Origin of the sequence: Bradyrhizobium sp. in8p8 (assembly GCF_000426845.1) — a bacterium.
GTDB lineage: Bacteria > Pseudomonadota > Alphaproteobacteria > Rhizobiales > Xanthobacteraceae > Bradyrhizobium > Bradyrhizobium japonicum_C.
This window is the reverse complement of the sequence record NZ_AUGD01000009.1, coordinates 113670-140062: the sequence shown is the minus strand read 5'-3', so window position 1 is coordinate 140062 and position 26393 is coordinate 113670. Positions and strand designations below refer to the sequence as shown.

Annotated in this window: 27 protein-coding genes; 11 read left to right on the top strand and 16 right to left on the bottom strand. The window is 64.7% G+C overall.

The features are described from left to right. Positions 1 to 100 precede the first annotated feature (100 nt). Entirely contained in the window at positions 101 to 562 is a 462-nt protein-coding gene (locus K408_RS0122765) for a DUF488 domain-containing protein (RefSeq protein WP_024340812.1), read from the bottom strand. Positions 563 to 570: 8 nt separating this feature from the next. Continuing rightward, the gene (locus K408_RS0122760) at positions 571 to 1407 is read right to left on the bottom strand and encodes a DUF72 domain-containing protein (RefSeq protein WP_029674263.1); all 837 of its coding nucleotides are present in this window, start codon (positions 1405 to 1407) and stop codon (positions 571 to 573) included. Positions 1408 to 1505: 98 nt separating this feature from the next. Here K408_RS0122760 and K408_RS0122755 point away from each other — a divergent pair, with 98 nt between their 5' ends. From K408_RS0122755 to K408_RS0122740, 4 genes are all read left to right on the top strand, one after another. Further along, entirely contained in the window at positions 1506 to 1886 is a 381-nt protein-coding gene (locus tag K408_RS0122755) for a hypothetical protein (protein ID WP_024340810.1), read from the top strand. Between the two features lie 136 nt (positions 1887 to 2022). Beyond that, complete coding sequence (locus tag K408_RS0122750; RefSeq protein WP_024340809.1) at positions 2023 to 2226, top strand: hypothetical protein; 204 nt, start codon at positions 2023 to 2025, stop codon at positions 2224 to 2226. A 240-nt stretch (positions 2227 to 2466) separates the two neighbouring features. After that, the gene (locus K408_RS0122745) at positions 2467 to 3600 is read left to right on the top strand and encodes a glycosyltransferase family 2 protein (RefSeq protein WP_024340808.1); all 1134 of its coding nucleotides are present in this window, start codon (positions 2467 to 2469) and stop codon (positions 3598 to 3600) included. A 6-nt stretch (positions 3601 to 3606) separates the two neighbouring features. Beyond that, the gene (locus K408_RS0122740; protein WP_024340807.1) at positions 3607 to 5109 is read left to right on the top strand and encodes a glycosyltransferase family 39 protein; all 1503 of its coding nucleotides are present in this window, start codon (positions 3607 to 3609) and stop codon (positions 5107 to 5109) included. Positions 5110 to 5115: 6 nt separating this feature from the next. On the opposite strand, the gene K408_RS0122735 is transcribed toward K408_RS0122740, so the two are convergent. Then, positions 5116 to 7005 (bottom strand): CHASE2 domain-containing protein, encoded by a 1890-nt coding sequence (locus K408_RS0122735; protein WP_024340806.1) that lies wholly within the window; start codon positions 7003 to 7005, stop codon positions 5116 to 5118. A 62-nt stretch (positions 7006 to 7067) separates the two neighbouring features. After that, a complete protein-coding gene (locus tag K408_RS0122730; RefSeq protein WP_024340805.1) occupies positions 7068 to 7592 on the bottom strand; it encodes a FecR domain-containing protein in 525 nt (174 codons plus the stop codon). 648 nt (positions 7593 to 8240) lie between these two features. Here K408_RS0122730 and K408_RS0122725 point away from each other — a divergent pair. Then, positions 8241 to 9317 (top strand): DUF2778 domain-containing protein, encoded by a 1077-nt coding sequence (locus K408_RS0122725; RefSeq protein ID WP_024340804.1) that lies wholly within the window; start codon positions 8241 to 8243, stop codon positions 9315 to 9317. A gap of 134 nt (positions 9318 to 9451) precedes the next feature. Here K408_RS0122725 and K408_RS0122720 read toward each other — a convergent pair whose 3' ends face one another. Next, positions 9452 to 10045, bottom strand: a complete 594-nt coding sequence (locus K408_RS0122720) for a cysteine hydrolase family protein (protein ID WP_024340803.1) — start codon at positions 10043 to 10045, stop codon at positions 9452 to 9454. Positions 10046 to 10175: 130 nt separating this feature from the next. Here K408_RS0122720 and K408_RS0122715 point away from each other — a divergent pair, with 130 nt between their 5' ends. Beyond that, a complete protein-coding gene (locus tag K408_RS0122715) occupies positions 10176 to 11015 on the top strand; it encodes a LysR family transcriptional regulator (RefSeq protein ID WP_024340802.1) in 840 nt (279 codons plus the stop codon). Positions 11016 to 11152: 137 nt separating this feature from the next. Beyond that, a complete protein-coding gene (gene lepB, locus K408_RS0122710; protein ID WP_024340801.1) occupies positions 11153 to 11908 on the top strand; it encodes a signal peptidase I in 756 nt (251 codons plus the stop codon). Positions 11909 to 12064: 156 nt separating this feature from the next. On the opposite strand, the gene groL is transcribed toward lepB, so the two are convergent. Next, positions 12065 to 13705, bottom strand: a complete 1641-nt coding sequence (gene groL, locus K408_RS0122705) for a chaperonin GroEL (protein ID WP_024340800.1) — start codon at positions 13703 to 13705, stop codon at positions 12065 to 12067. 48 nt (positions 13706 to 13753) lie between these two features. Further along, positions 13754 to 14068 carry a co-chaperone GroES gene (groES, locus tag K408_RS0122700; RefSeq protein WP_024340799.1) on the bottom strand — a complete coding sequence of 105 codons (315 nt, stop codon included), beginning with the start codon at positions 14066 to 14068 and terminating at the stop codon, positions 13754 to 13756. Positions 14069 to 14444: 376 nt separating this feature from the next. On the opposite strand from groES, the gene K408_RS0122695 reads away from it, so the two are divergent. Beyond that, positions 14445 to 14732 (top strand): usg protein, encoded by a 288-nt coding sequence (locus tag K408_RS0122695; RefSeq protein WP_024340798.1) that lies wholly within the window; start codon positions 14445 to 14447, stop codon positions 14730 to 14732. 7 nt (positions 14733 to 14739) lie between these two features. Here the strand turns inward: K408_RS0122695 and K408_RS38465 are convergent, their stop codons facing one another. After that, positions 14740 to 16161 carry an O-linked N-acetylglucosamine transferase, SPINDLY family protein gene (locus K408_RS38465; protein ID WP_230646557.1) on the bottom strand — a complete coding sequence of 474 codons (1422 nt, stop codon included), beginning with the start codon at positions 16159 to 16161 and terminating at the stop codon, positions 14740 to 14742. 141 nt (positions 16162 to 16302) lie between these two features. Then, a complete protein-coding gene (locus K408_RS43485) occupies positions 16303 to 16869 on the bottom strand; it encodes a tetratricopeptide repeat protein (RefSeq protein WP_349509767.1) in 567 nt (188 codons plus the stop codon). A 218-nt stretch (positions 16870 to 17087) separates the two neighbouring features. On the opposite strand from K408_RS43485, the gene K408_RS0122685 reads away from it, so the two are divergent. Then, the gene (locus tag K408_RS0122685; RefSeq protein WP_024340797.1) at positions 17088 to 17615 is read left to right on the top strand and encodes a cupin domain-containing protein; all 528 of its coding nucleotides are present in this window, start codon (positions 17088 to 17090) and stop codon (positions 17613 to 17615) included. 106 nt (positions 17616 to 17721) lie between these two features. On the opposite strand, the gene K408_RS0122680 is transcribed toward K408_RS0122685, so the two are convergent. From K408_RS0122680 to K408_RS0122650, 7 genes are all read right to left on the bottom strand, one after another. Further along, the gene (locus K408_RS0122680) at positions 17722 to 18972 is read right to left on the bottom strand and encodes a NupC/NupG family nucleoside CNT transporter (protein WP_024340796.1); all 1251 of its coding nucleotides are present in this window, start codon (positions 18970 to 18972) and stop codon (positions 17722 to 17724) included. A gap of 303 nt (positions 18973 to 19275) precedes the next feature. Further along, positions 19276 to 20034, bottom strand: a complete 759-nt coding sequence (locus K408_RS0122675; RefSeq protein WP_024340795.1) for an SDR family oxidoreductase — start codon at positions 20032 to 20034, stop codon at positions 19276 to 19278. A 25-nt stretch (positions 20035 to 20059) separates the two neighbouring features. Continuing rightward, on the bottom strand, positions 20060 to 20818 hold the full coding sequence (locus tag K408_RS0122670; protein WP_024340794.1) for a proteasome-type protease: 759 nt from the start codon (positions 20816 to 20818) through the stop codon (positions 20060 to 20062). 216 nt (positions 20819 to 21034) lie between these two features. Further along, positions 21035 to 21442 carry a carboxymuconolactone decarboxylase family protein gene (locus K408_RS0122665; protein ID WP_024340793.1) on the bottom strand — a complete coding sequence of 136 codons (408 nt, stop codon included), beginning with the start codon at positions 21440 to 21442 and terminating at the stop codon, positions 21035 to 21037. Positions 21443 to 21504: 62 nt separating this feature from the next. Continuing rightward, complete coding sequence (locus K408_RS0122660) at positions 21505 to 22353, bottom strand: transglutaminase family protein (protein ID WP_024340792.1); 849 nt, start codon at positions 22351 to 22353, stop codon at positions 21505 to 21507. A 113-nt stretch (positions 22354 to 22466) separates the two neighbouring features. Further along, the gene (locus K408_RS0122655) at positions 22467 to 23411 is read right to left on the bottom strand and encodes an alpha-E domain-containing protein (RefSeq protein ID WP_024340791.1); all 945 of its coding nucleotides are present in this window, start codon (positions 23409 to 23411) and stop codon (positions 22467 to 22469) included. Between the two features lie 4 nt (positions 23412 to 23415). Then, entirely contained in the window at positions 23416 to 24834 is a 1419-nt protein-coding gene (locus K408_RS0122650) for a circularly permuted type 2 ATP-grasp protein (protein WP_024340790.1), read from the bottom strand. 239 nt (positions 24835 to 25073) lie between these two features. Here K408_RS0122650 and K408_RS0122645 point away from each other — a divergent pair, with 239 nt between their 5' ends. Then, on the top strand, positions 25074 to 25811 hold the full coding sequence (locus tag K408_RS0122645; protein WP_024340789.1) for a competence/damage-inducible protein A: 738 nt from the start codon (positions 25074 to 25076) through the stop codon (positions 25809 to 25811). A gap of 27 nt (positions 25812 to 25838) precedes the next feature. Further along, on the top strand, positions 25839 to 26366 hold the full coding sequence (gene gpt, locus K408_RS0122640) for a xanthine phosphoribosyltransferase (RefSeq protein ID WP_024340788.1): 528 nt from the start codon (positions 25839 to 25841) through the stop codon (positions 26364 to 26366). Positions 26367 to 26393: the final 27 nt, after the last annotated feature.

The window sequence follows — 26393 nt, the reverse complement described above, 5'->3', positions numbered from 1 at the left end:
AATCCATTTGTCCACCAACCCTGCCGCGCGACGGATTCTCAGGTGCGCAATTGCGCACCGCAGCTCGCGCCAACAGGCGCGCTGGAATTACGGAGTGTGGCTACAGCTGCCGCCCCACCAGATTCTTCACCGTCACCCCATCGCGCTCCTCGATCATCTCCGCGATCATCTGGCGGTGACAATGGGTGTGGTCGCGCTCGTAGCAGAGCAGGCACACAGGGCCGGCCTTCTTCACCAGGGCCGAGAGCTCGTCCATCTCTTCCCGTGCCTGCGGCGTTTTCAGGTGCTTTGAATAGATCTTCTCCAGCACGTCGTAGTGACCGCTGCGTGCTGCGAGGCGCCCATCTTTTGGCGTGCCGAGCGCGGCGAGATGGACGTAGGCGATGCCGCGCTCATCGAGACCTGCCGAAAGCTGCTTCTTCGAAAAACCCGGCCGGCGCGACGACGTCACCGCGCGCACGTCGACCACGAGCTTGACGCCGGCATGTTCCAGCTCGTCCAGCACCGCCTTCGGCGGCGTCTGCTCATAGCCGATCGTGAACAGCTTCTTTGCCTTTGCCATGGAATACCTCAGCTCACGCGTGCGATCAGCTCCATGGCCCCGTGGGGCGCGCGCACCTTTCCCTCGTGGATGACGTAGGCGAACACGTCGCGCGGCTCCTTTTTCGGCCTGGCCTTGTCAACTTTCGGCAGGTCGTCCGGTTCACCGCCTGACGCCCAGGCCTGAAGGCGCTCAGCCCAGGCGTCCAGCTGCTTCGGCGGGTAGCAGGTCTTGATCTCGTCGCTGCCCTTCTGGAGCCTTGCGTAGACGAAATCGCCGGCAACGTCGGCGATCGCCGGGTATTTGCCGTGCTCAGCGAACACCACTGGAGTCTCGAACTCGCGGATCAGCGCAACGAAATCAGGTGTGCAGAAACTGTCGTGGCGCACTTCCACGACATGGCGCAGGGCGCGTCCGTCGAGCTTGCGCGGCAAGAGCTCCAGGAACTTGCCGAAATCGCCGGCGTCGAACTTCTTGGTCGGCGCGAACTGCCACAGCACGGGCCCGAGATGATCTCCGAGCTCCAGCACGCCGGAATCGTAGAACCGCTTGATGGAATCGCCGGCCTCGGCCAGCACGCGGCGGTTGGTGGCGAAGCGCGGGCCCTTCACCGAGAACACGAAGCCATCAGGGACTTCGCTGGCCCATTTGCGAAAGCTCTCCGGCTTCTGCGAGCCATAATAGGTGCCGTTGATCTCGATCGACGTCAGCTTCGAGGCGGCGTAGGACAGCTCCTTCGCCTGCGCGAGCTTCTCCGGATAGAATACGCCGCGCCAGGGCTCGAAGGTCCACCCGCCGATACCGATGAAGATGTTGCCGGATTTTTTTGACGCGGTTTTTGCATTGGCCACGGGAGGATCTCGCATCGACGGGGAGGGATCTCATCCTAATCAAACCAGATGTGATTGGCCAGTTGGCCGCTCCCGTCTAAGCTCGCAAGGGCCCGCGAAAGAAGGAGAACAACATGCGGATGCTGTTGGTGGGAGCCGCGCTCGTCATGATGACATCTGCTGCCATGACCCGTTCCGCCTTGGCGGATGACGACGATGCCAAGAGTATGCAGAAGCTCGCCCAGCAGAGCCGCGACGACTACTGGCATTGTCTGGCGCGGGAATATTCGCGCGAATCCAACCAGGGCCTGTCGGAGCGGGATTTCGGCCGCTCGGTTGCGGGCGCCTGTCCCTCGGAGCGGCAATATTACCGGGTGACGCTGCTCGACTATCTCACCACGCAATATCCGAGCATCGATGCCGGCGCCCATCTCGCCACCGCGAACAGGGCGGTCGAGGCAGCGCAGAAGGACATCGTGACGGCCTATGTAAAGCATCGGGCACCAGCGAAATAGGAAGTGGCGGATGGCGAGGAGCGAGGAGGGCTGAGGCCCCGGTTGCCTCATTCGCTATTCGCCATTCGCCCGGGCCTTCCGGCCGCGCGCGCATCCGTGGTACTACTCGCCGCATCTGGAGTAGGGGTGGACTTGCATGTCGTCTGAGTCGCTGGGGGGCATTCTGGGCGCGATCGTCGCGGTGATCGTGCTTGCGGTTGCCGTCGTGTTCGGGCCGATTGGCCAGTACGGCAAGCCGCCCAAGCCGGCGAAGGTCGAGCCGGCCCCCGCGGCCGAACCGGCGGCCCCCGCTGTGCCCGCGCCGCGCGGGCCGATCATCCGGGAAGTGCCTAACCAATAGGGCGCGAAAAATGGCATTTCCGCCCTCTTGCGAAGCGCCTTTTCCGTCCCCATCTGGTCTGTAACGGCGACGTTGAGCAAAAACTCCGGCGCTGGAACGACCTTGGAATAGCTTGGGCTTGCGCCGGATGTACGCGCGGCCCGCCGTTCCGGGGTCGTTGGCATTTTAGCCCCCCATTTCGGCCGTTCTCCAGAGCCCCCGGCTTGGCAGCGCAGGACGCGGCGGATATACGCTGCCGTCATGAACGAAGCGATCAGACCCGGCGCCGACATCCCGCCGCAGGCTCAAGAGGGCCCGGAACTGTCGGTCATCGTCCCGACCTTCAACGAGCGCGACAACGTCACGGTGCTGTATCGGCGACTGGAGGCGACGCTCGCCAACATTGCCTGGGAAGTCGTGTTCGTCGACGACAATTCGCCCGACGGCACCTGGGACGTGGTGCGCGCGCTGTCGCAGCGCGACAGCCGCGTGCGCTGTGTCCGCCGCATCGGCCGCCGCGGCCTGTCCGGGGCCTGCATCGAGGGCATCCTCGCCTCGAGCGCTCCTTACGTGGCCGTCATCGATGCCGACCTCCAGCACGACGAGACGCAGCTGCCGAAGATGCTGTTGCTGCTTGCAAGCGATCAGGCCGACCTCGTGGTCGGCAGCCGCTACATCGAGGGCTACAAGAGCGAGGGCTTCAACAAGCAGCGCGCCGGCGCCAGCGCGCTTGCGACCGAGTTCGCAAGAAAGATGCTGCGGGTCGAGATAGCCGATCCCATGAGCGGTTTCTTCATGATGCGCCGCGATCGCTTCGAGCAGATCGCACCCAAGCTGTCGGTGCACGGCTTCAAGATCCTGCTCGATGTCGTCGCGACCGCACACGGCACCCTGCGCACGGTCGAGATTCCCTATACGTTCGGCGCCCGCCAGCATGGCGAGAGCAAGCTCGATTCCATGGTCGCGCTCGATTTCCTCGGTCTCGTTCTCGCCAAGCTGACCAACGACATCGTCTCGCTGCGCTTCATCCTGTTCGCGATGGTGGGCGGTATCGGCCTCGTGGTTCACCTGACCACGCTGTTCATCGCGCTCCGCCTGTTCAACGCGCCGTTCGCGGAGGCGCAAGCCGCCGGCGCCATCGTCGCCATGACCAGCAACTTCATCCTCAACAACTTCCTCACCTACCGCGACCAGCGCCTGAAGGGTTTTGCGCTGCTGCGCGGCCTCATCGCCTTCTACATCGTGTGCAGCGTCGGCCTGCTCGCCAATGTCGGCGTCGCCTTCTCGGTGTACGACCAGGAGCCGATCTGGTGGCTGGCCGGCATGGCCGGCGCGCTGATGGGCGTGGTGTGGAACTACGCGATGTCCGGACTGTTCGTCTGGCGCAAGAAATAGCGCGTGATGGGCGAGGCTGACGCGCGGATCGTCCGCAACACCGCGCTGCTGATTCTTGCCCTCGTCGGGTTGCGGCTGGTTGCGGCTGCGTTCACGCCCATCACCTTCGACGAAGCCTATTACTGGATGTGGTCGAAGCATCTGGCGGGCGGTTATTACGACCATCCGCCGATGGTCGCCTATGTGATCCGCGCCGGCACCATGATCGCGGGCGATACCGAGCTCGGCGTTCGCCTCGTCTCGATCCTCCTCGCGCTGCCGATGAGCTATGCGGTCTATCGCTCCGCAGCAATCCTGTTCGGCGGCGTGCGCGTGGCTGCGACCAGCGCCATCCTGCTCAATGTGACGCTGCTGGCCTCGGTCGGAACGCTGATCGTCACGCCCGATGCGCCGCTGCTGGTCGCTTCCAGCTACGTGCTGTTCTTCCTCGCGAAGGTGCTGGAGACCGGCCGGGGTGCCTGGTGGCTTGCCGTCGGCGCGGCCGTCGGCGCGGCGCTGCTGTCGAAATACACGGCGATGTTCTTTGGGCCGGCGATCCTGATCTGGCTCGCGGTCGTACCGAAGCTCAGGCGCTGGTTCCTTTCGCCGTGGCCTTATCTCGGCGGCCTCGCTGCCCTGGCGCTGTTTTCGCCGGTGCTGCTCTGGAACGCGGACCATCAATGGGTTTCATTCGCAAAGCAGCTCGGCCGCGCCAGGATCGAGGACTTCCGCCCCGTATTCATTGCCGAGTTGATCCCGACCCAGATCGCGTTCGCAACGCCGCTGGCTTTCATTCTCGGCGCCATGGGCCTGCACGCGCTGACGTGGCAGCGCACCGGCGCGCTGGCCTCGCGCGTGCTGATCGGGACGATGTTCTGGACCATCGTCGCCTATTTCGTCTGGCATTCGCTGCATGCCCGCGTCGAGGCCAATTGGTTCGCACCCGTCTATCCGCCCTTCGTCATCGCGGCGGCGGCCGCAGCCAATCTCGCGCAATGGAAGCCGCGCCAGCGGCGTCTCGTCGCCTTCTGCCGGCGCTGGGCTGCACCCGTGGGCATCGTGATGTTTGCAGCGTTGATCGTTCAGGCCAATACAGGCTGGCTGTCGGGCTATCGCCGCGATGCCACGGTGCGCAGCGTCGGTGTCGGCTGGCGCGAACTCGCCGCAGAGATCGAAGCAGTGCGCGTGCGCAGCGGTGCGACCTGCGTGCTCGCGCAGGACTACGGCACTACAGGCTGGCTCGCGTTCTATCTCCCGCCCGGCACGTGCGTCGCGCAGCAGACCCAGCGCATCCGCTGGGTCAACATGCCCGAGCCCGACCCCAGCCTGCTGGCCGGCAAGCTGCTCTATGTCGACGAACTGCGCCCGGACGGGCATCCCGCCTTGAATGATCTCTTTGCGCAGGTCACGCGGATCGCGCAATTGCAGCGCAAGCGCGGGCCGCTCGTGGTCGAGACCTACGGTATCGATCTGCTCGAGGGCGCCAAGGGCGACGTGCTGGACCGCTCGCCCCCGCCGGAAGCGCGGTAGCAGACCTCAGACGATTGTCTCGGCCGTGGTCGCAACCTGACCCGGCCCGTCCGGATCCCGCCAGAACCACACGGTCACGACGGCTGAGCGGCCGCGGATGCGGGCGAGCAGGGGGCCCGACAGGATCCCGTCGGGGGTTCCCTCGAAGTCGGCGGCATCCAGCAGCGTATCGCTCAGCGCGAGGCGCGCATCGTTCTGGGCGGCTACCTCCATCAGCCGGCTCGCGACATTGACGGTGTCGCCTGTTGCCGTCAGGTGCTGATGGCTCTCGCCGAGCCGGGAGGCGACGATCTCTCCGTAATGCGCGCCGATTTTGAAGCCGAGCTGCCCCGCGATCGGCGGTGGCAGCGAGGCGATCCAGCGTTCGACGCCGCGATGCAGATCGATCGCGCATTTCAGCGCGCGCGCCGCGTCGTCGGGCATCGGGCGCGGCAGCCCGAACAGGATCATGGCGCCGTCACCGAGAAATCCGGTGATCATGCCGCCGCAATCGGCCGCGGTCCTGTCGATCAAGGCGTGAAACGCCTTCAGAAGATTCCTGAGCTCGTCCGGATCACTCCGCTCGCTCAGGCCGGTGAACCCGGAGAGATCGAGGAAGACTACCGCTGCGTCCTGCCGGACGGGCTTCGACAGAAAGTCCGGATCTCGCGCCAGCCACTCCTGCACCGCCGGAGCTTGGAATTGCGCAAGCGACCTGCTCTTGGCAGCAAGATATTGCGTGCGGCGGCTTCCCGCCCACAGCTGCACGCCGGCAAAAACGAGAACCGGCGGGACCGCTGCGGCCAGCGTGGTTGCGGCGTTCAGCCAGACGCCGTGCGTGAACGTAAACAGGTTGAGCCCGGCCCAGGCCATCATGATCGCCGCCGCCGCCATGATCCCGAGCGCACTGCGTCGCCAGGCGAGCAGGCCCACCAATAGCACCGGCAGCAGAATCGCAGTGAGCGCGTCGACGATGCGGACCCTGCGGTCGCGCACGATGCCGTCGCCAGCGACGAGTTGCGTGATTGCGGTCGAGACCACCTCGACGCCGGGCATCAATGAATCGAACGGCGTCGGATAGAAGTCGCCGCCGCCCGCCACCGAGGCGCCGATCACGACGATCCGGTTCTCGATCGCTGCGCGGTCGAGCGTGCCGTCGAAGATGCTTTGTGCACTGACCGTGCGGATCGTGCGGCGCGGGCCGTAATAAGTGATCGGCAGCGCGAAATCGCTGTCGGTCGGCACCACGCGCTCACCGATTCGCAGATGGTCCGGCGCGACGGTCAACGGTTCGTCGAGAGCACGGGCGGCAACGCGCAATGGAAACGACAACTCGACCTTGTCGCGGGTCCGGAACAGCATCGGCACTGACAGCGGCGACCCCGATTGTCCCGTCGCGACGTTGACGATGCCGACCTCGGCGTGATCGGCGAAGGCGGGCAGGGGCTGCAGGAAGCGTTCGGCCTGCGGCAGAACGGCAAGGGGCCCTTCGCTGTCGGGCGCCACTGTTTCGCTGGCGGAGGGAAAGATCGCCGCGGCGGCGAGCACCATGGGGCCGGTGGCGAGCGTGTTGGCCAGCGTGGCATCGCCGATCGCAGCGCTGCGGTCGACGAGCAGGAGATCGATTCCAATCACCTTCGGCTTGAACTGCACGATGGTGTCGACGACGCGGGCAAGGTCGGCACGCGGCAGCGGATAGCTGCCGCCGCGCTTCACGACGGTGTCGTCGATGGCGACGATGGTGACGAGGTCGGGCGGACGCTGCACGCCGCGGACCTGAGTCCGCCAATCCGTCAACGTCGCCTCGAGCCGGTCGAGAAAGCGCAGGCGGCCGTTGGCATGAGCGGCATAGATGCCCGCGCCCCACAGCGCGGTGAGGACGAGTGCCACCAGGATCTGAACGCGTCGCCTGCGCATGCGGTCGTCTTGCAATCTACTGTTGTTCAAATATCGAGGGCCGAGGCCGTCTCGACCCAGCCTTATTGTCCGAGCCTTGCCATGAGCGCGTCGACGCGCGGCTGGCCCCATGTCTTGACCGTCAGCGGGCCGGTTGCCTCGACGTCGACGCCTTCGCCGGGTCCAAGCACGACGCCGCGTCCGCCAGTCCTGCGGGTCACCCCGACCCGGCCGTCGGCGACGAACACGGCGGTCTTGATGTCGGCCACGTCGACCGCCCATCTCGTGCCGCGCACGGCGGCAATCGCCTGTGGCGTCAGCACCTTGAAGGGAGTGCCGCGTGGCTTCCTGGGTACGTCGACCAGCAGGGCTTTGCTGCTCAATTCGACGGCGTCTATACGTCCGTCGCGGTTGGCGTCCTTAAGTTCAAACCTGGCGCCGTTTTCCGCAACGATGGTGATGCCGTTGTCACAGCGCCAGGTCTGCGTTCCGGCAAGGGAGAGCGTTGCCGTGCAGCCCGCATTGGCTGCGGGCTGGGCAGTCGCAGATCCAATCAGCAAGAACGAACCCGCCAGGGCGACAAGACCTGCGCGCGCGATCCCTTTCATGCCGGCCTCCGTTTGCGTGTTCGGAACAGCTCAAAGGTGGGATGATACTGCATCGTATCACACGAAGAGGCCGCCGAAAGTGCCGAGGCAGCAGCTATTTTCTTGTGACGGCGGTGTCCAGAACCGATGCGATCAACTTTCGGTCACGCGCCGGCTTGCCGGAAGCCGTGCGGCGCGTGATGCGCATGGGCCGCGATCGGCGGCAGCCGTAAGGCCGGCCGACGTGGAGCCACCAGCTTCGCGCAACGCTACCGAACTAGGGTCGAGGCCGGTTCGACGATCACGAAAATGACGTTGTCGAATGCGTCATGAGTGCGGCCGCAAGCGTCGGAGAGGCGACGCAAACCGGTCGAGAAACATGGTTAACAGATGCGACTAAGTCCGTAATTCTGCGGGATTTTTCTCAGAATGGGACAGCATTAACGAGTTGCCTCACATCCGCCCGAACTTAATCCGCATTTAACTAAAAGTCGCCTTAATGACGCTCCGACCCTCTGCGAGATGCTGTTCCCGGATCGTGACCAGCGGCACTTCGAGGGGGGACTGAGTGACACCGTCCTGGACGCAAGGCGAATGAGTACGAGTATCGCTGCGCAAAGTAACGCGGCACGGAAGTCCAAGAATTCTCTTCGGAAGCCTTCCCGGAAGATGACCACGACGAGTTGGCTTGGCGCCGCGGCGATCGGCTGCGTCGTGATGGGCGCCGGCTGGACCATCTACAGCAACATTCTCGGCGCGAGCGTCTATCCGACCGTCGGCAGCATCGGCTACGACGAGCCGGTGGTCAGGCGCGCGCCCAAGGTCGTGCTGCGCGACGCCGGCGAGGCCATCAAGGACGCCTTTGCGTTGTTGCCCGACCGTTTGCAGGTCGCGACGCCGATCTCGCGCGAGATGTTCAACGAGCGCTTCGCCGCCGCTGCGACCCAAGGCGTGCCATCGAATGCGGCGAGCGCCGCCCCCGCGACCCAGGTTGCCGCGGCCAAAGATGCCCCGAAGCAGAGCGTGATCGCGAAGGTTGCGGACGCACTGAAGCCGGCAGCCAAGGGAGCTGACAAGGCTGCAGACAGGGCCAAGCGCGCGCCGGAGGCCCAGCTGCAGCTTGCCTCGGCCGACCCGGCCCAGATCGTGCCGGCGCCCGAAGCCAAACCAAAATCCTTCGCCGACCGGGCCAAGGCCGCGGTGATGTCGATCACCGCTCCGCGCCAGTCGATGGTGGAGAAGCTCTGGGGCAAGCGCGAGCCGTCCGGCGGGCTGCTCGCCTATGCCTCCGCCGACGCCAGCATTACTGCGTCCATCGCGCCGAAGGAGCAGAACCCGATGCTCGGCGGCGCTCCGCCCTACGAGCGCGACACCGCCGTTTACGACATCACGGCCAAGATGGTGTATCTGCCCGACGGCACCAGGCTCGAGGCTCATTCCGGCCTCGGCGCCAACCGCGACGATCCGGGCTCCCGCCGCCTGCGCATGCGCGGCGTGACGCCGCCGCACATCTACACTCTGAAACCGCGCGAGGCATTGTTCCACGGCGTGCCGGCGTTGCGACTGACGCCGATCGGCGGCGAGAGCGCGATCTACGGCCGCGACGGTTTGCTCGCCCACACCTACATGCTGGGGCCGAACGGAGATTCCAACGGCTGCGTGTCGTTCAAGGACTATTACGCATTCCTCGACGCCTACCGCAACAAGGGCATCCGCAAGCTCGCGGTGCTCGAGCGGGTGGAGTGAGGCATTCACGCCGCCATCGCCTTGCGGCAGCGGGCGCGCTGATGCTGCGCCTCCATATCGGCCTCCCTCAGCGCGATGCGGCTCGATAGCGGGCAGGCCGTCGGAGAAATAAAGCTGCAGCGTCTCACGCGCCATCAAGTCAGCGCGTCGACTTGCGCGATGATCGCGAAGCGATCCGACAGCTCGGCGAGCGCGACCTGGTGGATCGTCCGGGCGTCCAGCGTTCCGCCTCGGCCGTCTGGCAGGTCGCGCGTGGCGCAGGCGTCGGCTGCGATCGTCGTGCGCAGGCCTAGGTCGAGCGCGGCGCGGGCGGTCGAAGAGACGCACATATGCGTCATGAATCCGGCCAGCACGACGTTCTTGAGTCCGGTCGCGGCAAGCCGTGTCTGCAGGTCGGTGCCGGCGAAGGCGTTCGGCAGCGCCTTCTCGATCACGGGCTCGCTTGCGAGGGGCGCCAGCCGGTCAACGATTGCGCCGCGTGCGGTCTCGCGGTCGAACAGGCCGCCGGCGCGGCCCTTGTGCGCGATGTGGAAGATCGCGGCTCCGCTCTCCCGTGCCCGCGCCAGCAGGCGCGCAGCCGCGGCGATCGCGGGCTGCGCATCGGGCAAAGCCAGCGGACCGGCGCAATATTCGTTCTGAATGTCGACCAGCACGAGGCAGGCCTCGTGGAGTTTCGGCGGATTGAGATCGGCGCCGGCGAGTTCGAGCAGGGTCTTGGGAGCGGTCATGCTGGCAGGCTTTCCTGTGGATGTCGGATGACGCGACACTAGCGCAGCCGGCGCCTGCCGATGTGCAGGAATATTGCGGCATATGGCTGCGAATTTGCAGGATGCCGCTGTCTCCTGCTAGGCTCCTGGAATGAACTGGGACGATCTGCGCATCATCGCCGCGGTCAGGGACGAGGGCACCTATGCCGGCGCCAGCGCGCGGCTGCGCATCGACGAGACCACTGTCGGCCGCCGGCTGGCGCGCATCCAGCGGGATCTCGGCGTGCCGTTGTTCGAAGCCGTGGATGGCTTGCGCCGGCCGACGCGCCATTGCGAGGCGGTGCTCGAGCATGTCGGCGCGATGGCGGCGCATGCCGCGGCGATCGACCGGATCAAGGAGAGCCAGCCCGGTCCGGTCGGCCGGCTCCGCATCGCCTCGACCAATGCCATTGCCGAAGAGCTGTTGGCGCCGCATGCGAGCGACTTCCTGCGCGACCATCCAGGGTTGACGCTGCAATTCCTCACCGCCAGCGGCAATGTCAAATTCTCGCGCTGGCAGGCCGATCTCGCCATTCGCCTGCGCAAGCCGGAGAAGGGCGACTTCACCATCTCCAAGCTTGGCGAGGTCAGGCTGTATTTCCTCGAGCCCGCGGACCGCAGCGGGATCGAGCCGGTTGCGTGCGTCTATCCCGACGAACTCGACGCGATCCCGGAGCAGCAATTCTTACGGTCGAAACGACTGAAGAACGCCCGTTGCATCACCGACAATGTCCGCATCATCCGCACCATGATCCAGTCGCATCTGGCCATCGGCGTGCTGCCCGAGTACAGCTGCGGCCTGCTGCTCGCCGACCGCAGCCTGCGCGCCACGTTGCTGCCGAGGCGCCGGGACGTCTGGCTCCTGGTGCAGAACCACCTCAAGCGCGATCCGGCGGCGCGGCTCACCATCGAATGGGTGCGGCAGTGCTTCAGGGATATTTCCCAGGGCTGACAGCCCGGCGACGTTCACGGCCCCGCGTTGAACGCAGCCTGCTCGACGTGCGACAAATTTCGGAATTCGCAGGAGATTGCGCATGCGCGCAGGAGTTGCCAATCTCGCGATGACATGATTTTGACCAGGGCAGTTGCATGACTACGTGTCAGGACACGATCCGGCCGCCCGCGCGGCGAGCGGCACAATCCCGGGAATGGAGGGCGATCGTCATCCTGATCCTGCTGATCCCGGTGCTATGGTCGCCGCCGTTCCTGTTTCGCTACTTCCTGTATCAGCCGTTCAACATCCCCTCGAACTCGATGGCGCCGGCGCTGACGGTGGGCGACTACGTCTTCGCCGCGAAGCATGCCTACGGCTACGGCCGCTATTCCGTCCCCTTTGCGCCATCCTGGATCTCGGGCCGAGTCCTCGCCGCCGATCCGGAATATGGGGACATTGTCGTATTCCGCTCCTCGAAGGATACCGCGACCGACTTCGTCAAGCGCGTGGTCGGGCTGCCCGGCGACCGCATCCAGATGCGGCGGGGCCGGCTTTTCCTCAACGATCGTCCCGTGACGCGTGTCGCGCAGAAGAAGGCACAGGTCGGCGACACGTGCGGCGTGGATGACGACGCGACGGCGAAGCTCTGGCGCGAGACGCTGCCGAACGGCGCGTCCTACGTGACTCTGGACTGCGGCGACGACGACAACCTGGATAATACCAGCGTCTTCACGGTGCCGGCGGGCCATATCTTCGTGCTCGGCGATAACCGTGACAATTCCACCGACAGCCGCATGCCGGGGATCGGATTCGTCCCGATGGACAATCTCGTCGGCAAGGTCACGCGGATCTTCTGGTCGCTCGACGAGGACGGCGAGCCGCGCTTCGAGCGGCTGGGCAAGGTGGAGTGACGGCCCCTCATTCCGGGGCGGCGGGGTCGATTGTGCCGCGCTGTCATTCCGGGCTGGCGCCCAAGGGGACGCGCCCCGGAGTGACGTTCCATGAAACAAAAACCCCGGCATCGCTGCCGGGGTTTCGCATTTCGTCGTTTGCCTGAAAGGCTGGACTCAGAAGTCCATGCCGCCCATGCCGCCGCCCGGAGGCATCGCCGGACCGGCGCCGCCCTTCTTGGGCAGCTCGGCGACCATGGCTTCCGTGGTGATCAGGAGCGCGGCCACCGAGGCAGCGTTCTGGATCGCGGTGCGGACCACCTTGGTCGGGTCGATGATGCCCTTCTTGACGAGGTCGGCATATTCGCCGGTCTGGGAGTCGAAGCCGTAATTGTAGGTCTTGTTCTCCAGGATCTTGCCGACGATCACCGAGCCGTCTTCACCGGCGTTGATCGCGATCTGGCGAGCCGGAGCCGACAGCGCCTTGCGCACGATCTCGACGCCGGTCTTCTGGTCGTCGTTCTTGGTGCGCAGGCCCTTGAGCTGCTCGGAGGCACGGAGCAGGGCGACGCCGCCGCCCGGGACGATGCCTTCCTCGACCGCCGCGCGGGTCGCATGCATCGCGTCATCAACGCGATCCTTGCGCTCCTTCACCTCGACCTCGGTCGCGCCGCCGACGCGGATCACCGCGACGCCGCCCGCGAGCTTGGCAAGACGCTCCTGGAGCTTCTCACGGTCGTAGTCCGAGGTGGTCTCCTCGATCTGCGCCTTGATCTGGGCCACGCGCGCCTCGATGTCGGCCTTCTTGCCGGCGCCGTTGACGATCGTGGTGTTCTCCTTGTCGATCATCACCTTCTTGGCGCGACCGAGCATGTTGAGCGTGACGTTCTCGAGCTTGATGCCGAGATCTTCCGAGATCGCCTGGCCGCCGGTCAGGATCGCGATGTCCTGCAGCATGGCCTTGCGGCGATCGCCGAAGCCCGGAGCCTTGACGGCCGCGACCTTGAGGCCGCCGCGCAGCCGGTTCACGACGAGGGTCGCGAGCGCTTCGCCTTCGACGTCCTCGGCGACGATCACGAGCGGCTTGCCCGTCTGCACCACGGCCTCGAGCAGCGGCAGCAGCTCGTTCAGCGAGGAGAGCTTCTTCTCGTTGATGAGGATGTAGGCGTCGTCCATCTCAACGCGCATCTTGTCGGCGTTGGTGACGAAGTAGGGCGAGATGTAGCCGCGGTCGAACTGCATGCCCTCGACGACGTCGAGCTCGGTCTCGAGCGACTTGGCTTCCTCGACGGTGATGACACCCTCGTTGCCGACCTTCTTCATGGCATCGGAGAGGAACTTGCCGATCTCCTGGTCGCCGTTGGCCGAGATGGTGCCGACCTGAGCGATCTCCTCGTTCGAGGTGACCTTCTTGGAGTTCTTCTGGAGGTCCGCAACGACGGCTTCGACCGCGAGGTCGATACCGCGCTTGAGGTCCATCGGGTTCATGCCGGCGGCGACGGACTTGGCGCCTTCCTTCACGATTGCCTGGGCGAGCACGGTGGCGGTGGTGGTGCCGTCGCCGGCCGCGTCAGCGGACTTGGAGGCGACTTCGCGCACCATCTGCGCGCCCATGTTCTCGAACTTGTCCTCGAGCTCGATCTCCTTGGCGACGGTGACGCCGTCCTTGGTGATGCGGGGAGCGCCGAACGACTTGTCGAGCACGACGTTGCGGCCCTTCGGACCGAGCGTGACCTTCACTGCATTGGCGAGGACGTCGACGCCGCGCAGCATCTTGTCGCGCGCTTCAACCGAGAATTTGACTTCTTTGGCTGCCATCTGGAATTTTCCTTGAGTGGTGTTTGACTGGGGGGAGGAGAAGGGCTCTTAAGCCGCCTTCTTCTTGGACTCGCTGACTTCGAGAACGCCCATCACGTCGCTCTCCTTCATGATCAGCAGGTCCTGGCCGTCGATCTTGACCTCGGTGCCGGACCACTTGCCGAACAGCACGCGGTCGCCGACCTTGAGGTCGATCGGGATCAGCTTGCCGGACTCGTCGCGGCCACCCGGGCCGACGGCGACGACTTCGCCCTGGGAGGGCTTTTCCTTGGCAGTGTCGGGAATGATGATGCCGCCAGCGGTCTTCTCTTCTGCGTCGATGCGCTTGACCACGACGCGGTCGTGAAGCGGACGGAATTTCATGCAGTCCTCCTAAGCATTTGCACGAGTTGAGGATTTTGAGATTGTTAGCAATCGTTGCCCGCGAGTGCTAGCACGAGCGAGGCTCAAATAGGACAGGAATTTTGCGGGGGCAAGGGTTTGTAGCAGAAAAATTAGCAGCCGACAGTTCGCACTGCCAGGATCTCTCAGCCATCGTTAACCGAGGCCGAGGCCGTATTAGCACGGAGCGGCATCTGCTGCTAACGCATTGAATTTCAACAGCTTGTTAAACTTTTGGGCTTGAGATGGATTGTCAGTTTGCGTCACATTTCTCGTCTGTGAGCGCATCGTTTCCGGGTGGCTCCCGGGGCACGGATCAAGCCACCCCCTGAATGCGCTCCTGCAAAGGAGGTTTGGCATGGGACTGCGCGTTGGGGGTGTTTCCGACGATTTCCGGAAGCAGATGCTGGGATACGGACTGACGACGGCACAAATTCTCTATCGGATGCCGGATCATCCGTCGCTGCTCCAGACCTATGTCTGGCAGAACTACGACATGTTTCCGAAATTTCCGGCGCTGAAGGATTTCCTGGCATTCTGGCAGGAGAAGCTCGACGGCCCTCTCCACTCGGTCACGGTGGCGCATTCCAAGCTGATCAAGCCCGCCGAGCTGCGCGCGGTGGACGGCGTATTCCGGCTGCATTGAGCAGAGATCAGGCGCAATCGCGGCAGTACCGTTTCCACATCGCGCGGTAGGCGTCGTCCACCGCGCGCGCGTAGGAGACGGGGTCGCCGGCGGCAGCATCTCTGATCCGTTCCGGCAATTCGCGGCGCAGCTGCGAAACGTCGCCGATCCCAAATGCGCGGATTGCCGCGATGTCGGCATATGTCTGATCGCAATCGGCGACCCAGTCCGGCAGGCCAAGCGCGGTCAGGATGGAGCCCGCCGCACGGCCGGGCAGGCTGTTGCCGAGCTTCGCCACCACCGGCACGCCCATCTGCAAGGCTTCCCAGGTGCTGACGCCGCCGTTCTGCGGGAATGTGTCGAGGCAGATGTCGATGCGATTGAACGACGCCAGATGCTCGTCCCTCGAAGTGGCCCCGAGCAGCTCGACCCGTTCGGCTGGCAGGCGGCAAGCTGCAAACCGCGCCAGCAGGTTGTCGCGCACCAGCCGATCGTCCAGCGCAAAATCCTTGATCAGCAGGCGCGAACCTGGCACCCGCTCGAGAATCCTGGACCAGACGTCAACCGCCTCGTCCGAAATCTTGCTGATGCGGGTGAACACGCCGAACGTGACGAAGCCGTTCGAGAGAGCCGGCGCCCCCGCCCGCGCGATCCCGGCCGGCAGCGGCGCCAGGGTCACGAAGCACGGCAGATCGATGACGGTCTCCACAAACAGATGGCGGACCGCGACAGGAATCGCGACGGGGTCCGAGAAGAGATATTCGATCGTCGGCAGTCCGGTGCCGGTGCCGTGGCCCCATCCATGAACCTGGATCGGCGCCGGCTTGCGCGCAAACACGCCGAGGCGGTTGCCTCTGGTGTGGCCGGACAGGTCGATCAGGATATCGACGCCATCGGCGCGAATCTGAGCGGCGAGGCGATCGTCGGTCCATTGCGCGGCGTCGCGCCAGCGATCGGCCATTCCTTCGAATTCGCGCGTCGTGGCGTCGACCCTCGACGAACATGAATAGCACACGATCTCGAACCGTGCCCGGTCATGGTGTTGCAGGACCGGCTTGAAAATGAATGCCGCTGAATGCGCGTTGAAATCCGACGAGACGTAGCCGAGCACCAGACGGCGATCCGGATCGCAGCTGTTGTCGTACGGGCCCGCCGCTTCTGATGCGATTTTCGCCCCGACCCGCTCCCACCAGACTTGCCGCGCTTGCTGATGCTGCTCGACAGTCGCGTCCGCCGCAAAGTCGAGCGTGAAGATCTTGCTGGAGATGGCGCTCTGAAGGTCAGGCTGGATGTCGAGGGCTCGGTCGAAACTTGCGAGCGCTTCATCGACCCGGCCAAGTCCGGCAAGACATAGGCCCTGCACCAGGTGAGCTTGCGCGGAATCGGAAGCAAGCGCCAGGGCCGTCGCGCAATCGGAATAGGCGCGGGCAATTTGCTTGACTTGGAGCAAGACACTGGCCCGCGAGAGCCACCCATTCGCGTCGTCGGGGGCGAGGGCGATTGCCCGATCGCAGTCCGCCATGGCCTCGTCAAGCCGGTGCAGCTCGCGCCATACGACGGAACGGTTGGCAAGCGCGGCGGCATAGTCGGGCTAGATCGCGAGCGCGCGATCGAGGCTTGCGAGAGCTTCGTCATAGTTGCGCAGTCGGCAGAGCGCAGAGCCGCGGCCGTTGTGGGCTTCGGCAAGAGTTCCGTCGATTGCAAGCGCCTTGTCGTAGCTCTCGACCGCGTCCTGGTGCAGATCGAGCGCGGCGCTCGCGTTGCCGAGATTGGCAAGGGCCGCGGCGTAGTTGGGTCGCAAGGCGAGAGCCTTTCGATAGCTCTCGCGGGCCTCATCGTGACGCTTCAGCCCGTTCAGGGCGATGCCCAAGCTCATATGAGCTTCGGCAGAGCGCGGATCCACGGCAACCGCCCGGCTCAGCAGGGCTTCAGCCTGCTGAAAGTTCTTTGCGTCAGACTCGAGAGCGCCGAGCATGTGCAGCGCGATGAATTGGGTAGGCGCGATCTGCAGGAGCTCGCGATAGGCAGCTCTGGCCTCGGGGAGGCGTCCCTTCTTGTGCAACTCGAGCGCATGCCCGAGCAATGGCAGAACTACGCCCTTTTGCCGTTTGTGAAGCCGGGCATTCTGAAACGCACGCTGACCGACGCTGTTGCCCATGAATCATTCCCCCAAGATCTCCTGGCGAGACTAGTTCAGCGAGCGAGCGAAGACGAGACGAGCGCCGCTCGCCACGACAGCTTGGGACAAGCTACGATCTGCTGAGCAATCGAATGACTGGCTCAAGCTTGGCGATTGCTGCCTCGCCCCGGACTGGATAGTCTGCCTTTCGGGTCGTGCCCGTCCGGCGGACGCGGCTCAGATCAGGGAGGCAAACAATGGCCAAGCACAAGGCATCGAGACCCGCAATGAAGACCGCGTTGAAGAAGCGGAGCGGCGCCAATGTTGCGGCGCGATCCTCGGCGCGCAAGGCGGTGAAGGCGAAGCCGCGTACCGTCGCTCCAAAGAAGCCCGTGCGGCCGAAGCAGCGCATCGCCATCAGCCATCACCGCGAGGAGGACTTCAAGGCCGACGGCCTGCGTGCCTACGCGAAGTACCGCGATCTCGGCATCGCTGCGGCAACGCACGGCCTCGCGCAGGCGCATGTGATCCGGCTGCAGGGCCCGTGCAATCCTGCCGAGGTGTCGAAGCTGCACTTCCACGACGTCGAGTTCCAGATGGTCTACGTGCTGAAGGGCTGGGTGAAGACCTATATGGACGGGCAGGGCGAGACCTTGATGAAGGAAGGCAGCGCCTGGACCCAGCCGCCGAAGATCAAGCACATGATCCTGGATTACTCGGATGACGTCGAACTGCTGGAAGTGATTCTGCCGGCTGAGTTCAAGACGGTGGAGTTGAAGGCGTAGGTGCTCTTCCTGTCTTTCCCCGGATGCACACCGGATTGCTTCGTGGAGCCTGTCGTCGGGCCGCGCGCTGCGCGGACCCGTTGGCTCGCAATGACGAGCGGGGAGCCTACGCCAACACTCCCACCACCGCGCCCATCAAGCACGTGGTCAGCGTCCCCGACACGATCGACTTCAAGCCCAGTGCGTTGATCTCCTCGCGCCGTTCCGGCGCCATCACCCCCAGGCCGCCGATCATGATGCCGAGGCTGGCGAAATTGGCGAAGCCGCACATCGCATAGAGCATGATCAGGCGCGAGCGCGGGTCGAGCGCTTCGGGCGGCAGCTTCGAGAAGTCGACATAGGCGATCAATTCATTGAGCACGGTCTTAGTGCCCATCAGGCTGCCTGCGGCAATCGCCTGATCCCACGGCAGTCCCATCAACCAGCATACCGGCGCCATGACGAGGCCGAGCAGGCGCTGCAGCGAGATCGGGGCACCGCCGAGATGCGGCAGCAGGCCGAGCATGGCGTTGACGAGATAGACCAGCGCCACCAGCACCAGCAGCATGGCGACAATGTTGAGCAGCAAATCGAGGCCGGCGGTGGTGCCCTTTACGATCGCATCCATCGTGCCGGACACGTCCATCTCGGGATTCTGCAGAGCGCCGCCGGTGCGCTTGTCGGAGGTCTCGGGCACCATGATCAGGCTGACGAGGATCGCGGCCGGCGCGCCCAGCACCGAGGCGATGACGAAATGCGCGGCGGCGTCGGGGATGAGGGGCGCCAGCAGCGTCGCATAGAGCACCAGAACGGTACCGGCGATGCCCGCCATGCCGCCGGTCATGACCAGAAACAATTCGCTGCGGGTCATCTGTGCCAGATACGGCCGCACGAACAGCGGCGCCTCGACCATGCCGAGGAAAATGTTCGCGGCGGTTGACAGTCCCACCGCGCCGCCGACGCCCAGCGTCCGCTCGAGCAGCCAGGCCATGCCGCGCACGATCGGCGGAAGGACGCGCCAATAGAACAAGAGCGTCGTCAGCACGCTCATGACCAGCACGATCGGCAGCGCCTGGAACGCCAGGATGAAATCCGCGCCCGGCACCTTCAGATCGAACGGAAGGGTGCCGCCGCCGACATAGCCGAACACGAAGGCGGAGCCGGCGCGGGAGGCCGCGGAGATCGTGCCGACCGCCTCGTTGATGGCGCCAAACGCATGCGCCACGACCGGCAGCTTCAACAACACGATTGCGGCGACGAAGGTCACGACGAGGCCGATCGCGGCCTGCCGAGCCGATACCGCCCGGCGGTTTTCGCTCAGCACCCAGGCGATCAGCAGCAACGCGAAGATGCCGAGTGCAGATTGCAGCCGCAGCATGATGTCCCCAAACCCTCAACGATTATGGCCGTGCAAACGCCGAAGGCAATGCCGTCGTGGCGCCGCCTTCTCCACGTCATTGCGAGGAGCTCTTGCGGAGAAGCAATCCGGAAATCTCACCGCGGACGCAGCCCGGATTGCTTCGCGGAGCCTGTCATCGGGCCGCGCTTCGCGCGGACCCGTTGGCTCGCAATGACGATTGTTGAGATAATCTGCGGACTTAGCTCGCGCCACCCCGCAGCGGGGCAAGCAGTAGACGCCTCTTGACGCCTACTGTGCATGGGGTTGTTTTCGCGCTTTGGGTCAGCCCCGTCCGACGAACGGCATCTTGGTTGCCATCACCGTCATGGTCAGCACGTTGGCATCGAGCGGCAGGCTGGCCATGTAGGCCACGGCGTCGCCGACCGCCTTGGCGTCCATGCGCGGCTCGTGCTTGGTCGTACCGTCGGGCTGCAGCACGCCGGGGCCGTTGACCATGCGATCGGTCATTGGCGTCGCGGCGTTGCCGATGTCGACCTGGCCGACCGCGATGTCATACATGCGGCCGTCGAGATTGGAGGCCTTGGTCAGGCCCGTGACGGCGTGCTTGGTCGAGGTATAGGCGGCAGAGAACGGCCGCGGCGCATGCGCCGAGATCGAGCCGTTGTTGATGATGCGGCCGCCGCGCGGGGTCTGGTCCTTCATGATGCGGAAGGCGTGCTGGGTGCACAGGAACGGGCCGGTGAGGTTGGTGTTCACGACCGCCTGCCATTGCTCGAGGCTGAGATCCTCGAAGTTCACGGCGGGCGCGCCCATGCCGGCATTGTTGAAGAGCAGGTCGAGGCGGCCATAGGTTGCCTTCACCTTGTCGAACAGCGCGGCGATGGAATCCGGCTTGGTCATGTCGGCGGTGACGCAAAGGCTTTTTCCCGCGGGGCCGAGCTTCGCGGTCTCCTCGAGCATGTCGAGCCGGCGGCCGGCGAGCACCACGGTGAAGCCGGTGTTCATCAGCGCCAGCGACGCCGCTCGGCCGACACCGGTGCCGGCGCCCGTCACCAATGCGATCTTCTTCGCTTCACTCATCGTTTCCTGCCTTTTCTCGAGCTGTTCAGGTCTTGGGTTCTTTGTCGTTCTTGTAAGGCGGGCGCGGAATGTTCTGATGCGCCGCGCGCAGGGCTGCCGACCAGCGCGAGCGCAGATCGTGGAAATAAGGCTCGCCCGCCTCGATACGGTGGTTGAGATCGGCCTCGCAGGCATCGTTGCGCACCACCAGCACGTCGATCGGAAGGCCCACGCCGAGGTTCGACCGCATGGTCGAATCCATCGAGATCAGGCCGGTCTTCAGCGCCTCGTAGAGCTCGACATCGTAGTGCATGGCGCGATCGAGCACCGGCTTGCCGTATTTGTGCTCGCCGATCTGCAGGTAGGGCGTGTCGGTGGTACACTCGATGAAATTGCCGGCGGTGTAGACCATGAACAGGCGCATGCGTGCCCCCTTGATCTGGCCGCCGAACAGGAAGGAGACGTCGAAGGAGACGTCTTCGGATTTCAGCGCCGGCCCTTCGGTCGCATGCACCGCCCGGATCGCCCGCCCGATGCGCTGAGCGGCCTGGAACATGGTCGGCGCGTTCATCAGCGTCTCGACCTCGCCCGTGTTCGGGTCCTCCAGGCCCTCGGTCAGGGTCGAGAGCACCGACTGGCTGATGGCGAGGTTGCCGGCACTGGCGATCGCCATGATGCGCTCGCCCGGCTTGGAGAAGATGTGCAGCTTGCGGAAGGTCGAGACATTGTCGAGGCCGGCATTGGTGCGGGTGTCGGCGATCATCACCAGACCGTCCCGAACCAGGATTCCGCAGCAATAGGTCATTTCCAGTCCCCGAACGCGTTTGCGCGGAATTACTAGCCAATTTCAGGGGGCCATGAAACCCCCGATTCCCGCGGGGGAAAGCTGTCATTCCGGGGCGCGACGAAGTCGCGAGCCCGGAATCCATTGGGCTGCGGCACTGGTGGATGAATGGATTGCGGGTTCGCGCTACGCGTGCCCCAGAATGACAGGCAAGGTACGCTGCTGCGACCGCCGACCTCAATCCGCGCCATCGACCAGAAACGCCTGGTCGACCGGGACGCCGAGCGCCGTGACCAGCCGGTTCGTCTCGGCGGCCATGCCGACGATGGCGAGCAGCTCGCCGTATTCGGCCTCGGTCATGCCCTTGGCCCGTGCTGCGGCGGTGTGCGAATGGATGCAGTAGCTGCAGCCATGCGCGATCGAGACCGCGACGTAGAGCATCTCCTTGACCTTGGGATCGAGCGCACCAGGCGCCATCACCTCCTTGATGCTTTCCCAGGTCCGTCGCAGCGTCTTCGGATCATGCGCCAGCGCGCGCCAGAAATTGTTGACGAAGTCTGATTTCCGCACCTTGCGGATGTCGTCGAAAACGGCGCGCGCCTCGGCCGAGAGTTCATCATCCGAAAGCAGTTTCACAGTCGCCATGGGCCACCTCACAGGTCCGATCTGATCCTGCAATGTAGCACGGCGCAGGCGCTCGGCGGTGCCTAGCTCTGTCGCTGCGACTGCGATTGCGACTGGCCGCCGCGGCCGGCCTGCTCGACCTTCACGGTCACCGCCAGCGTTTCCGTGCCGCCGCCATAGCGCGTGCCGCGCACCGGGGCCGCGCCGAGATAGTCGAGCCCGATCGCGACGCGGACATGGGCATCGGTGGCGCAGATGCTGTTGGCGGGATCGAAACCGACCCAGCCGAGATCGGGCACGTAAGCCTCCGCCCAGGCATGGCCAGCTTCCTGATGCACCGCGTCGTCTGCTCGCAAGAAATGCCCGGAGACGAAGCGCGCCGGCACGCCGCCGGCGCGAGCGCAAGCAATGAAGATGTGCGCGTAGTCCTGGCAGACGCCGCGCTTGAGCGCGAACGCGTCCGCGGCGGACGTGCCGCTGTTGGTCGGGTCCTCGTCGAATGTCATGTGATCGGCAATCTGCGTCATGAGCGTGTGCAGGAAGCCGAGCGTGTCGCTCTCGGCCTCGCTCCGCAGCTGGCGCGCGACCGCCGTCATCGCCGGATTGACGCAGGTGAGGTCGGTGGAGCGCAGGAACATGCCGGCCGGGAAACGCTCGTCCGTGCCGCGCAGGACGCCGCCGGTGTCGTGGGTCTCGACCAGTCCTTCGGCGGTGATCCGGATGTCGCCGACGGGCCCGCAGGACAGCACATGGGTGACATTGCCGAACGCGTCCTCGTGCGTGTCGAGCTTGGTGTCCGTGGAGACGTCGATCTGCCATTCCGCGACGTATTGCCCGTCGTGGCTGCCCGGCGTCATGCGCAGGATCTGGATCACGCTGGTCGCCGGCGGCTCGTAGCGATAGGTCGTGGTGTGCTGGATACGCAGGCGCATGGTGGACCGTTTTGTTCTGGCATCGTCATTCCGGGGCGATGCGCCGGCATCGAACCTGGAAGCTCGAGGTTTCGGGTCTGCTCCTTCGGACCATCCCGGAACGACAGCTTGGGTCAGATCAAATACTGCTTCGTGATGATTTCGCCCAGCCTTGAATTGTCCGTGATGAATTCCTGAATGAATTCATGCACGCCGTGCTGGAAAATGTCGTTCATGTTGCTGTGTTCCAGCCGGTTGCGGATGCCGCGGGCGTGGCGCTGGGCGGGGCCCTGGCGGCCATAGGCGACGCCGATCTGGTCGAGGTTGCGCACGAGGTTGCCGTAGCAGCTCGCCAGCGAGCGCGGCAGCGTGTCGTTGAGGATGAGCAGGTCCGCGATCAGCCACGGCTTCAGAGTCTCGCGATAGACCCAGTGATAGGCCGTCAGCGCCGAGACCGAGCGCAGGATCGAGCTCCATTGATAGAAGTCGAGCGGGCCGCCGACGTGCTCCTCTTCGGGCAATAGCACGTGATACTTCACGTCGAGAATGCGGGCGGTGTTGTCGGCGCGCTCCAGGTGCACGCCCATCCGCGAGAACCAGTAGGCATCGTTGCGCAGCATGGTCCGGTAGGCCGAGCCGTCGAATCGCAGCGAGGTCTCCTGCACGAAGCGGAGGAACTTGGCGAGATCCTCGCGGGTCGAGGTGCCCTTGCTCCACACTGCCTGGAGCTCGATCCAGGCCGAGTTGATGGTGTCCCACATCTCGCTGGTGAGTGCGGTGCGCACCGAGCGCGAGTTCAGTCGCGCCGCTTCGATGCAGTTCCTGATCGAGGACGGGTTGTTCGGCGAGAACGAGAGATACTCGACGACGTTGTGCTCGTTGGCTTCCTCATAGGCTTGATAGAAGCCGGCGGCGACGCCGGCGGTGAGCAGCGCCGAGTCCCATTCGTTGGTCTTGCCGATATAGGCGGCGGGAAGCGCGGTGACGCGCAGCGTCGCATCGATGGTGCGCGCCAGATATTCGGCCCGTTCGACGTAGCGGGCGAGCCAATAGAGGTTTTCGGCGGTACGCGACAGCATCTCTCTACTCGTCCAGGATCCAGGTGTCTTTGGTGCCGCCGCCCTGGCTCGAGTTCACCACCAGGGAGCCTTCCTTGAGCGCGACGCGTGTGAGCCCGCCGGGGACGATGGTGGTGCTCTTGCTGCCGGTGAGCACGAAGGGGCGAAGATCGACATGGCGCGGCGCGAGGCCGGATTCGGTGCAGGTCGGGCAGGTCGAGAGCGCCAGCGTCGGCTGCGCGATGAAGCCTTCAGGCTCGCGCTTGAGCTTGTCGCGGAACGCTTCGATCGTCGCTTTGGTCGCGGCGGGACCGATCAGCATGCCGTAGCCGCCGGAGCCGTGCACTTCCTTGACGACGAGCTCGCTTAAATTGTCCAGCACATAGGCAAGATCCTTCGGCTCGCGGCAGCGCCAGGTCGGCACGTTCTTCAGGATCGGCTCCTCGCCGAGATAGAACTTCACGATGTCGGGCATGTAGGAGTAGATCGCCTTGTCGTCGGCGATGCCGGTACCGACGGCGTTGGCGAGCGTGATGTTGCCGGCCGCGTAAGCCGACATCAGCCCGGGGACGCCGAGCACGGAATCGGGACGGAAGGTGAGGGGATCGAGGAAATCGTCGTCGACCCGCCGATAGATCACGTCGACCCGCTTCAGCCCCTCCGTCGTGCGCATGAATACTTCGTTGTTCTTGACGATGAGATCGCGCCCCTCGACCAGCTCGATGCCGAGCTTGTCGGCGAGGAAAGAGTGCTCGTAGTAGGCGGAGTTGTAGACGCCGGGCGTAAGCAGGGCGACGGTCGGCTCGCCGGATGCGCCTTGCGGCGCGACCGAGCGCAGCGCGGCGAGCAATTCGTCCGGATAGCGCTCGACCGGCGCCACCTTGTGGCGGGCGAACAGATCCGGAAACAGCCGCATCATGATCTCGCGGTTTTCCAGCATGTAGGAGACGCCGGAAGGCGTGCGGGCGTTGTCCTCCAGCACGATGAAGTCTTCGGCGTCGACCCGGACGATGTCGATGCCGGCGATGTGCACGTAGACGTCGTGCGGCACCTGCTGGCCGTTCATCTCGGGCCGGAACACCGGGTTCTGAAAGATCAGATCGTCGGGCACGATCTCGGCGCGGAGGATCTCGCGGCCGTGATAGATGTCGCGCAGGAACATGTTGAGCGCGCGGACGCGCTGCTTCAGGCCCTTCTCGAGCAGCGCCCATTCCTTGCCGGACATGATCCGGGGGATCACGTCGAAGGGGATCAGGCGCTCGGTCGATTCGGAATCGCCGTAGACCGCGAAGGTAATGCCGATTCGGCGGAACAGGAGTTCGGCCTCCTGGCGGCGATATTCGAGCGCCTCGGGAGGCGTCTCCTTGAGCCAGCGCGCCAGCTCCTGATAGGCGGGGCGAAGGTCCCCGCCGGGAATATTCATTTCGTCAAACGCGGCTGCCATAGATTCCGACTGTTCTCCCCCAGGGCGTTGCCTGTGGCCATGCCGTGAGAGTGCATGACTTCCGTAGGAGGTAGCAAGGGCCGGGCCAGCGCGATAAGCATGGAGGAGAGACGTTTGCCGGGAACGGCCAGCGACTTGCCTGAAAAAATGGCTGAGGACTGCTTATTTCAGAAGCAAAACCGCGTGACTTCAAGGCGTTACCTCGGCAAAGTCGGCGTCACAGGTGAGGGATTTAAGGCATGAGCGACATCGTCACGGCGGGCATTCTGGTCATTGGGGACGAAATCCTGTCGGGCCGGACCAAGGACAAGAACATTGGGTTCATCGCCGAATACCTAACCAATATCGGCATCGATCTGAAGGAGGTCCGGGTCGTCTCCGATGACGAGGCAGACATCATTGCCGCGCTGGACGCATTGCGGCATCGCTACACCTACGTCTTCACTACCGGCGGCATCGGTCCGACCCATGACGACATCACCGCCGACGCGGTCGCCAAAGCGTTCGGGGTCCGGATCGACCATCACCCGGAGGTCGTCGCCCGTTTCCGCGAGCGCTGGAGCGAGCAGGACCTCAACGAAGCCCGCCTGCGCATGGCCCGCATCCCCGACGGGGCCGAGCTGATCCAGAGCGCGACGATTCTCGCTCCCGGCTTCAAGATCGGCAATGTCATCGTCATGGCCGGCGTGCCCTCGATCATGCAGGCGATGATGGACATCGTCGCGCCCAAGCTGAAGTCAGGCGTGCGGATGCTCTCCGAATCGGTCCGCGCCAATGCGCGGGAGGGCGACATCGGCGGGCCTCTGCGGGCGATTGCCGCCGCCCATCCCGACACCATCATCGGCAGCTACCCCTTCATGGACGAGGAGCAGAAGCCGAACACCAATCTGGTGGTGCGCTCGCGCGATCCGGAGAGGCTGGCAGCGGCAATGACTGCTGTGAAGGAAATGCTGGCAGGATTGAACGTCTCGCGCTAGCACCGGCAGACGCAGCAGGAGACGACAATGGCTGGCGAAGCACCGGAACCGAGCGCGCAGGAGCGGGCGGGCAGGCCCTTCCCGGTCTCGTGGGACCAGTTCCACCGCGATTGCCGCGCGCTGACGTGGCGGCTCAACGAGGTCGGCCCTTTCCATGCGGTGATCGCGATCACCCGTGGCGGCCTGGTGCCGGCGGCGATCGTGGCGCGCGAGCTCGGCCTGCGCGTGATCGATACGGTCTGCATCGCCAGCTATGATCACGACAAGCAGGGCGAGCTCCAGGTCCTCAAGGGCATTTCCGACGCGGTGATGAAGCTCGGCGAGGGCACCGGCAAGGGGCTTCTGATCGTCGACGACCTCGTCGACACCGGCAAGACCGGCAGACTGGTGCGCGAGATACTGCCGGACGCGCACTTCGCCACGGTCTACGCCAAACCGAAGGGGCGCCCGCTGGTCGATACCTTCATCACCGAAGTCTCGCAGGACACCTGGATCTTCTTCCCCTGGGACACCGCGCTGTCCTACCACCCGCCGCTGCGCGATGGCGCGGCCTGACTGAGCGCGAATGGTGACTAGCGAGTA

Excerpts from the sequence above, each read along its gene's own strand:
- K408_RS0122720 (WP_024340803.1), bottom strand. The coding sequence starts at position 10,045 with ATGACCGCTCCCAAGACCCTGCTCGAACTCGCCGGCGCCGATCTCAAT.
- lepB (WP_024340801.1), top strand. The coding sequence starts at position 11,153 with ATGACTACGTGTCAGGACACGATCCGGCCGCCCGCGCGGCGAGCGGCA.
- K408_RS0122655 (WP_024340791.1), bottom strand. The coding sequence starts at position 23,411 with ATGCTGTCGCGTACCGCCGAAAACCTCTATTGGCTCGCCCGCTACGTC.
- K408_RS0122765 (WP_024340812.1), bottom strand. The coding sequence starts at position 562 with ATGGCAAAGGCAAAGAAGCTGTTCACGATCGGCTATGAGCAGACGCCG.
- K408_RS0122645 (WP_024340789.1), top strand. The coding sequence starts at position 25,074 with ATGAGCGACATCGTCACGGCGGGCATTCTGGTCATTGGGGACGAAATC.
- K408_RS0122665 (WP_024340793.1), bottom strand. The coding sequence starts at position 21,442 with ATGGCGACTGTGAAACTGCTTTCGGATGATGAACTCTCGGCCGAGGCG.
- K408_RS0122675 (WP_024340795.1), bottom strand. The coding sequence starts at position 20,034 with ATGAGTGAAGCGAAGAAGATCGCATTGGTGACGGGCGCCGGCACCGGT.
- K408_RS0122735 (WP_024340806.1), bottom strand. The coding sequence starts at position 7,005 with ATGCGCAGGCGACGCGTTCAGATCCTGGTGGCACTCGTCCTCACCGCG.
- K408_RS0122695 (WP_024340798.1), top strand. The coding sequence starts at position 14,445 with ATGGGACTGCGCGTTGGGGGTGTTTCCGACGATTTCCGGAAGCAGATG.
- K408_RS0122715 (WP_024340802.1), top strand. The coding sequence starts at position 10,176 with ATGAACTGGGACGATCTGCGCATCATCGCCGCGGTCAGGGACGAGGGC.
- K408_RS0122740 (WP_024340807.1), top strand. The coding sequence starts at position 3,607 with ATGGGCGAGGCTGACGCGCGGATCGTCCGCAACACCGCGCTGCTGATT.
- groL (WP_024340800.1), bottom strand. The coding sequence starts at position 13,705 with ATGGCAGCCAAAGAAGTCAAATTCTCGGTTGAAGCGCGCGACAAGATG.
- K408_RS0122685 (WP_024340797.1), top strand. The coding sequence starts at position 17,088 with ATGGCCAAGCACAAGGCATCGAGACCCGCAATGAAGACCGCGTTGAAG.
- K408_RS0122680 (WP_024340796.1), bottom strand. The coding sequence starts at position 18,972 with ATGCTGCGGCTGCAATCTGCACTCGGCATCTTCGCGTTGCTGCTGATC.
- K408_RS0122670 (WP_024340794.1), bottom strand. The coding sequence starts at position 20,818 with ATGACCTATTGCTGCGGAATCCTGGTTCGGGACGGTCTGGTGATGATC.
- gpt (WP_024340788.1), top strand. The coding sequence starts at position 25,839 with ATGGCTGGCGAAGCACCGGAACCGAGCGCGCAGGAGCGGGCGGGCAGG.
- K408_RS0122730 (WP_024340805.1), bottom strand. The coding sequence starts at position 7,592 with ATGAAAGGGATCGCGCGCGCAGGTCTTGTCGCCCTGGCGGGTTCGTTC.
- K408_RS0122725 (WP_024340804.1), top strand. The coding sequence starts at position 8,241 with ATGACCACGACGAGTTGGCTTGGCGCCGCGGCGATCGGCTGCGTCGTG.
- K408_RS0122745 (WP_024340808.1), top strand. The coding sequence starts at position 2,467 with ATGAACGAAGCGATCAGACCCGGCGCCGACATCCCGCCGCAGGCTCAA.
- K408_RS0122760 (WP_029674263.1), bottom strand. The coding sequence starts at position 1,407 with ATGCGAGATCCTCCCGTGGCCAATGCAAAAACCGCGTCAAAAAAATCC.
- K408_RS0122660 (WP_024340792.1), bottom strand. The coding sequence starts at position 22,353 with ATGCGCCTGCGTATCCAGCACACCACGACCTATCGCTACGAGCCGCCG.
- groES (WP_024340799.1), bottom strand. The coding sequence starts at position 14,068 with ATGAAATTCCGTCCGCTTCACGACCGCGTCGTGGTCAAGCGCATCGAC.
- K408_RS43485 (WP_349509767.1), bottom strand. The coding sequence starts at position 16,869 with ATGGGCAACAGCGTCGGTCAGCGTGCGTTTCAGAATGCCCGGCTTCAC.
- K408_RS0122650 (WP_024340790.1), bottom strand. The coding sequence starts at position 24,834 with ATGGCAGCCGCGTTTGACGAAATGAATATTCCCGGCGGGGACCTTCGC.
- K408_RS0122750 (WP_024340809.1), top strand. The coding sequence starts at position 2,023 with ATGTCGTCTGAGTCGCTGGGGGGCATTCTGGGCGCGATCGTCGCGGTG.
- K408_RS0122755 (WP_024340810.1), top strand. The coding sequence starts at position 1,506 with ATGCGGATGCTGTTGGTGGGAGCCGCGCTCGTCATGATGACATCTGCT.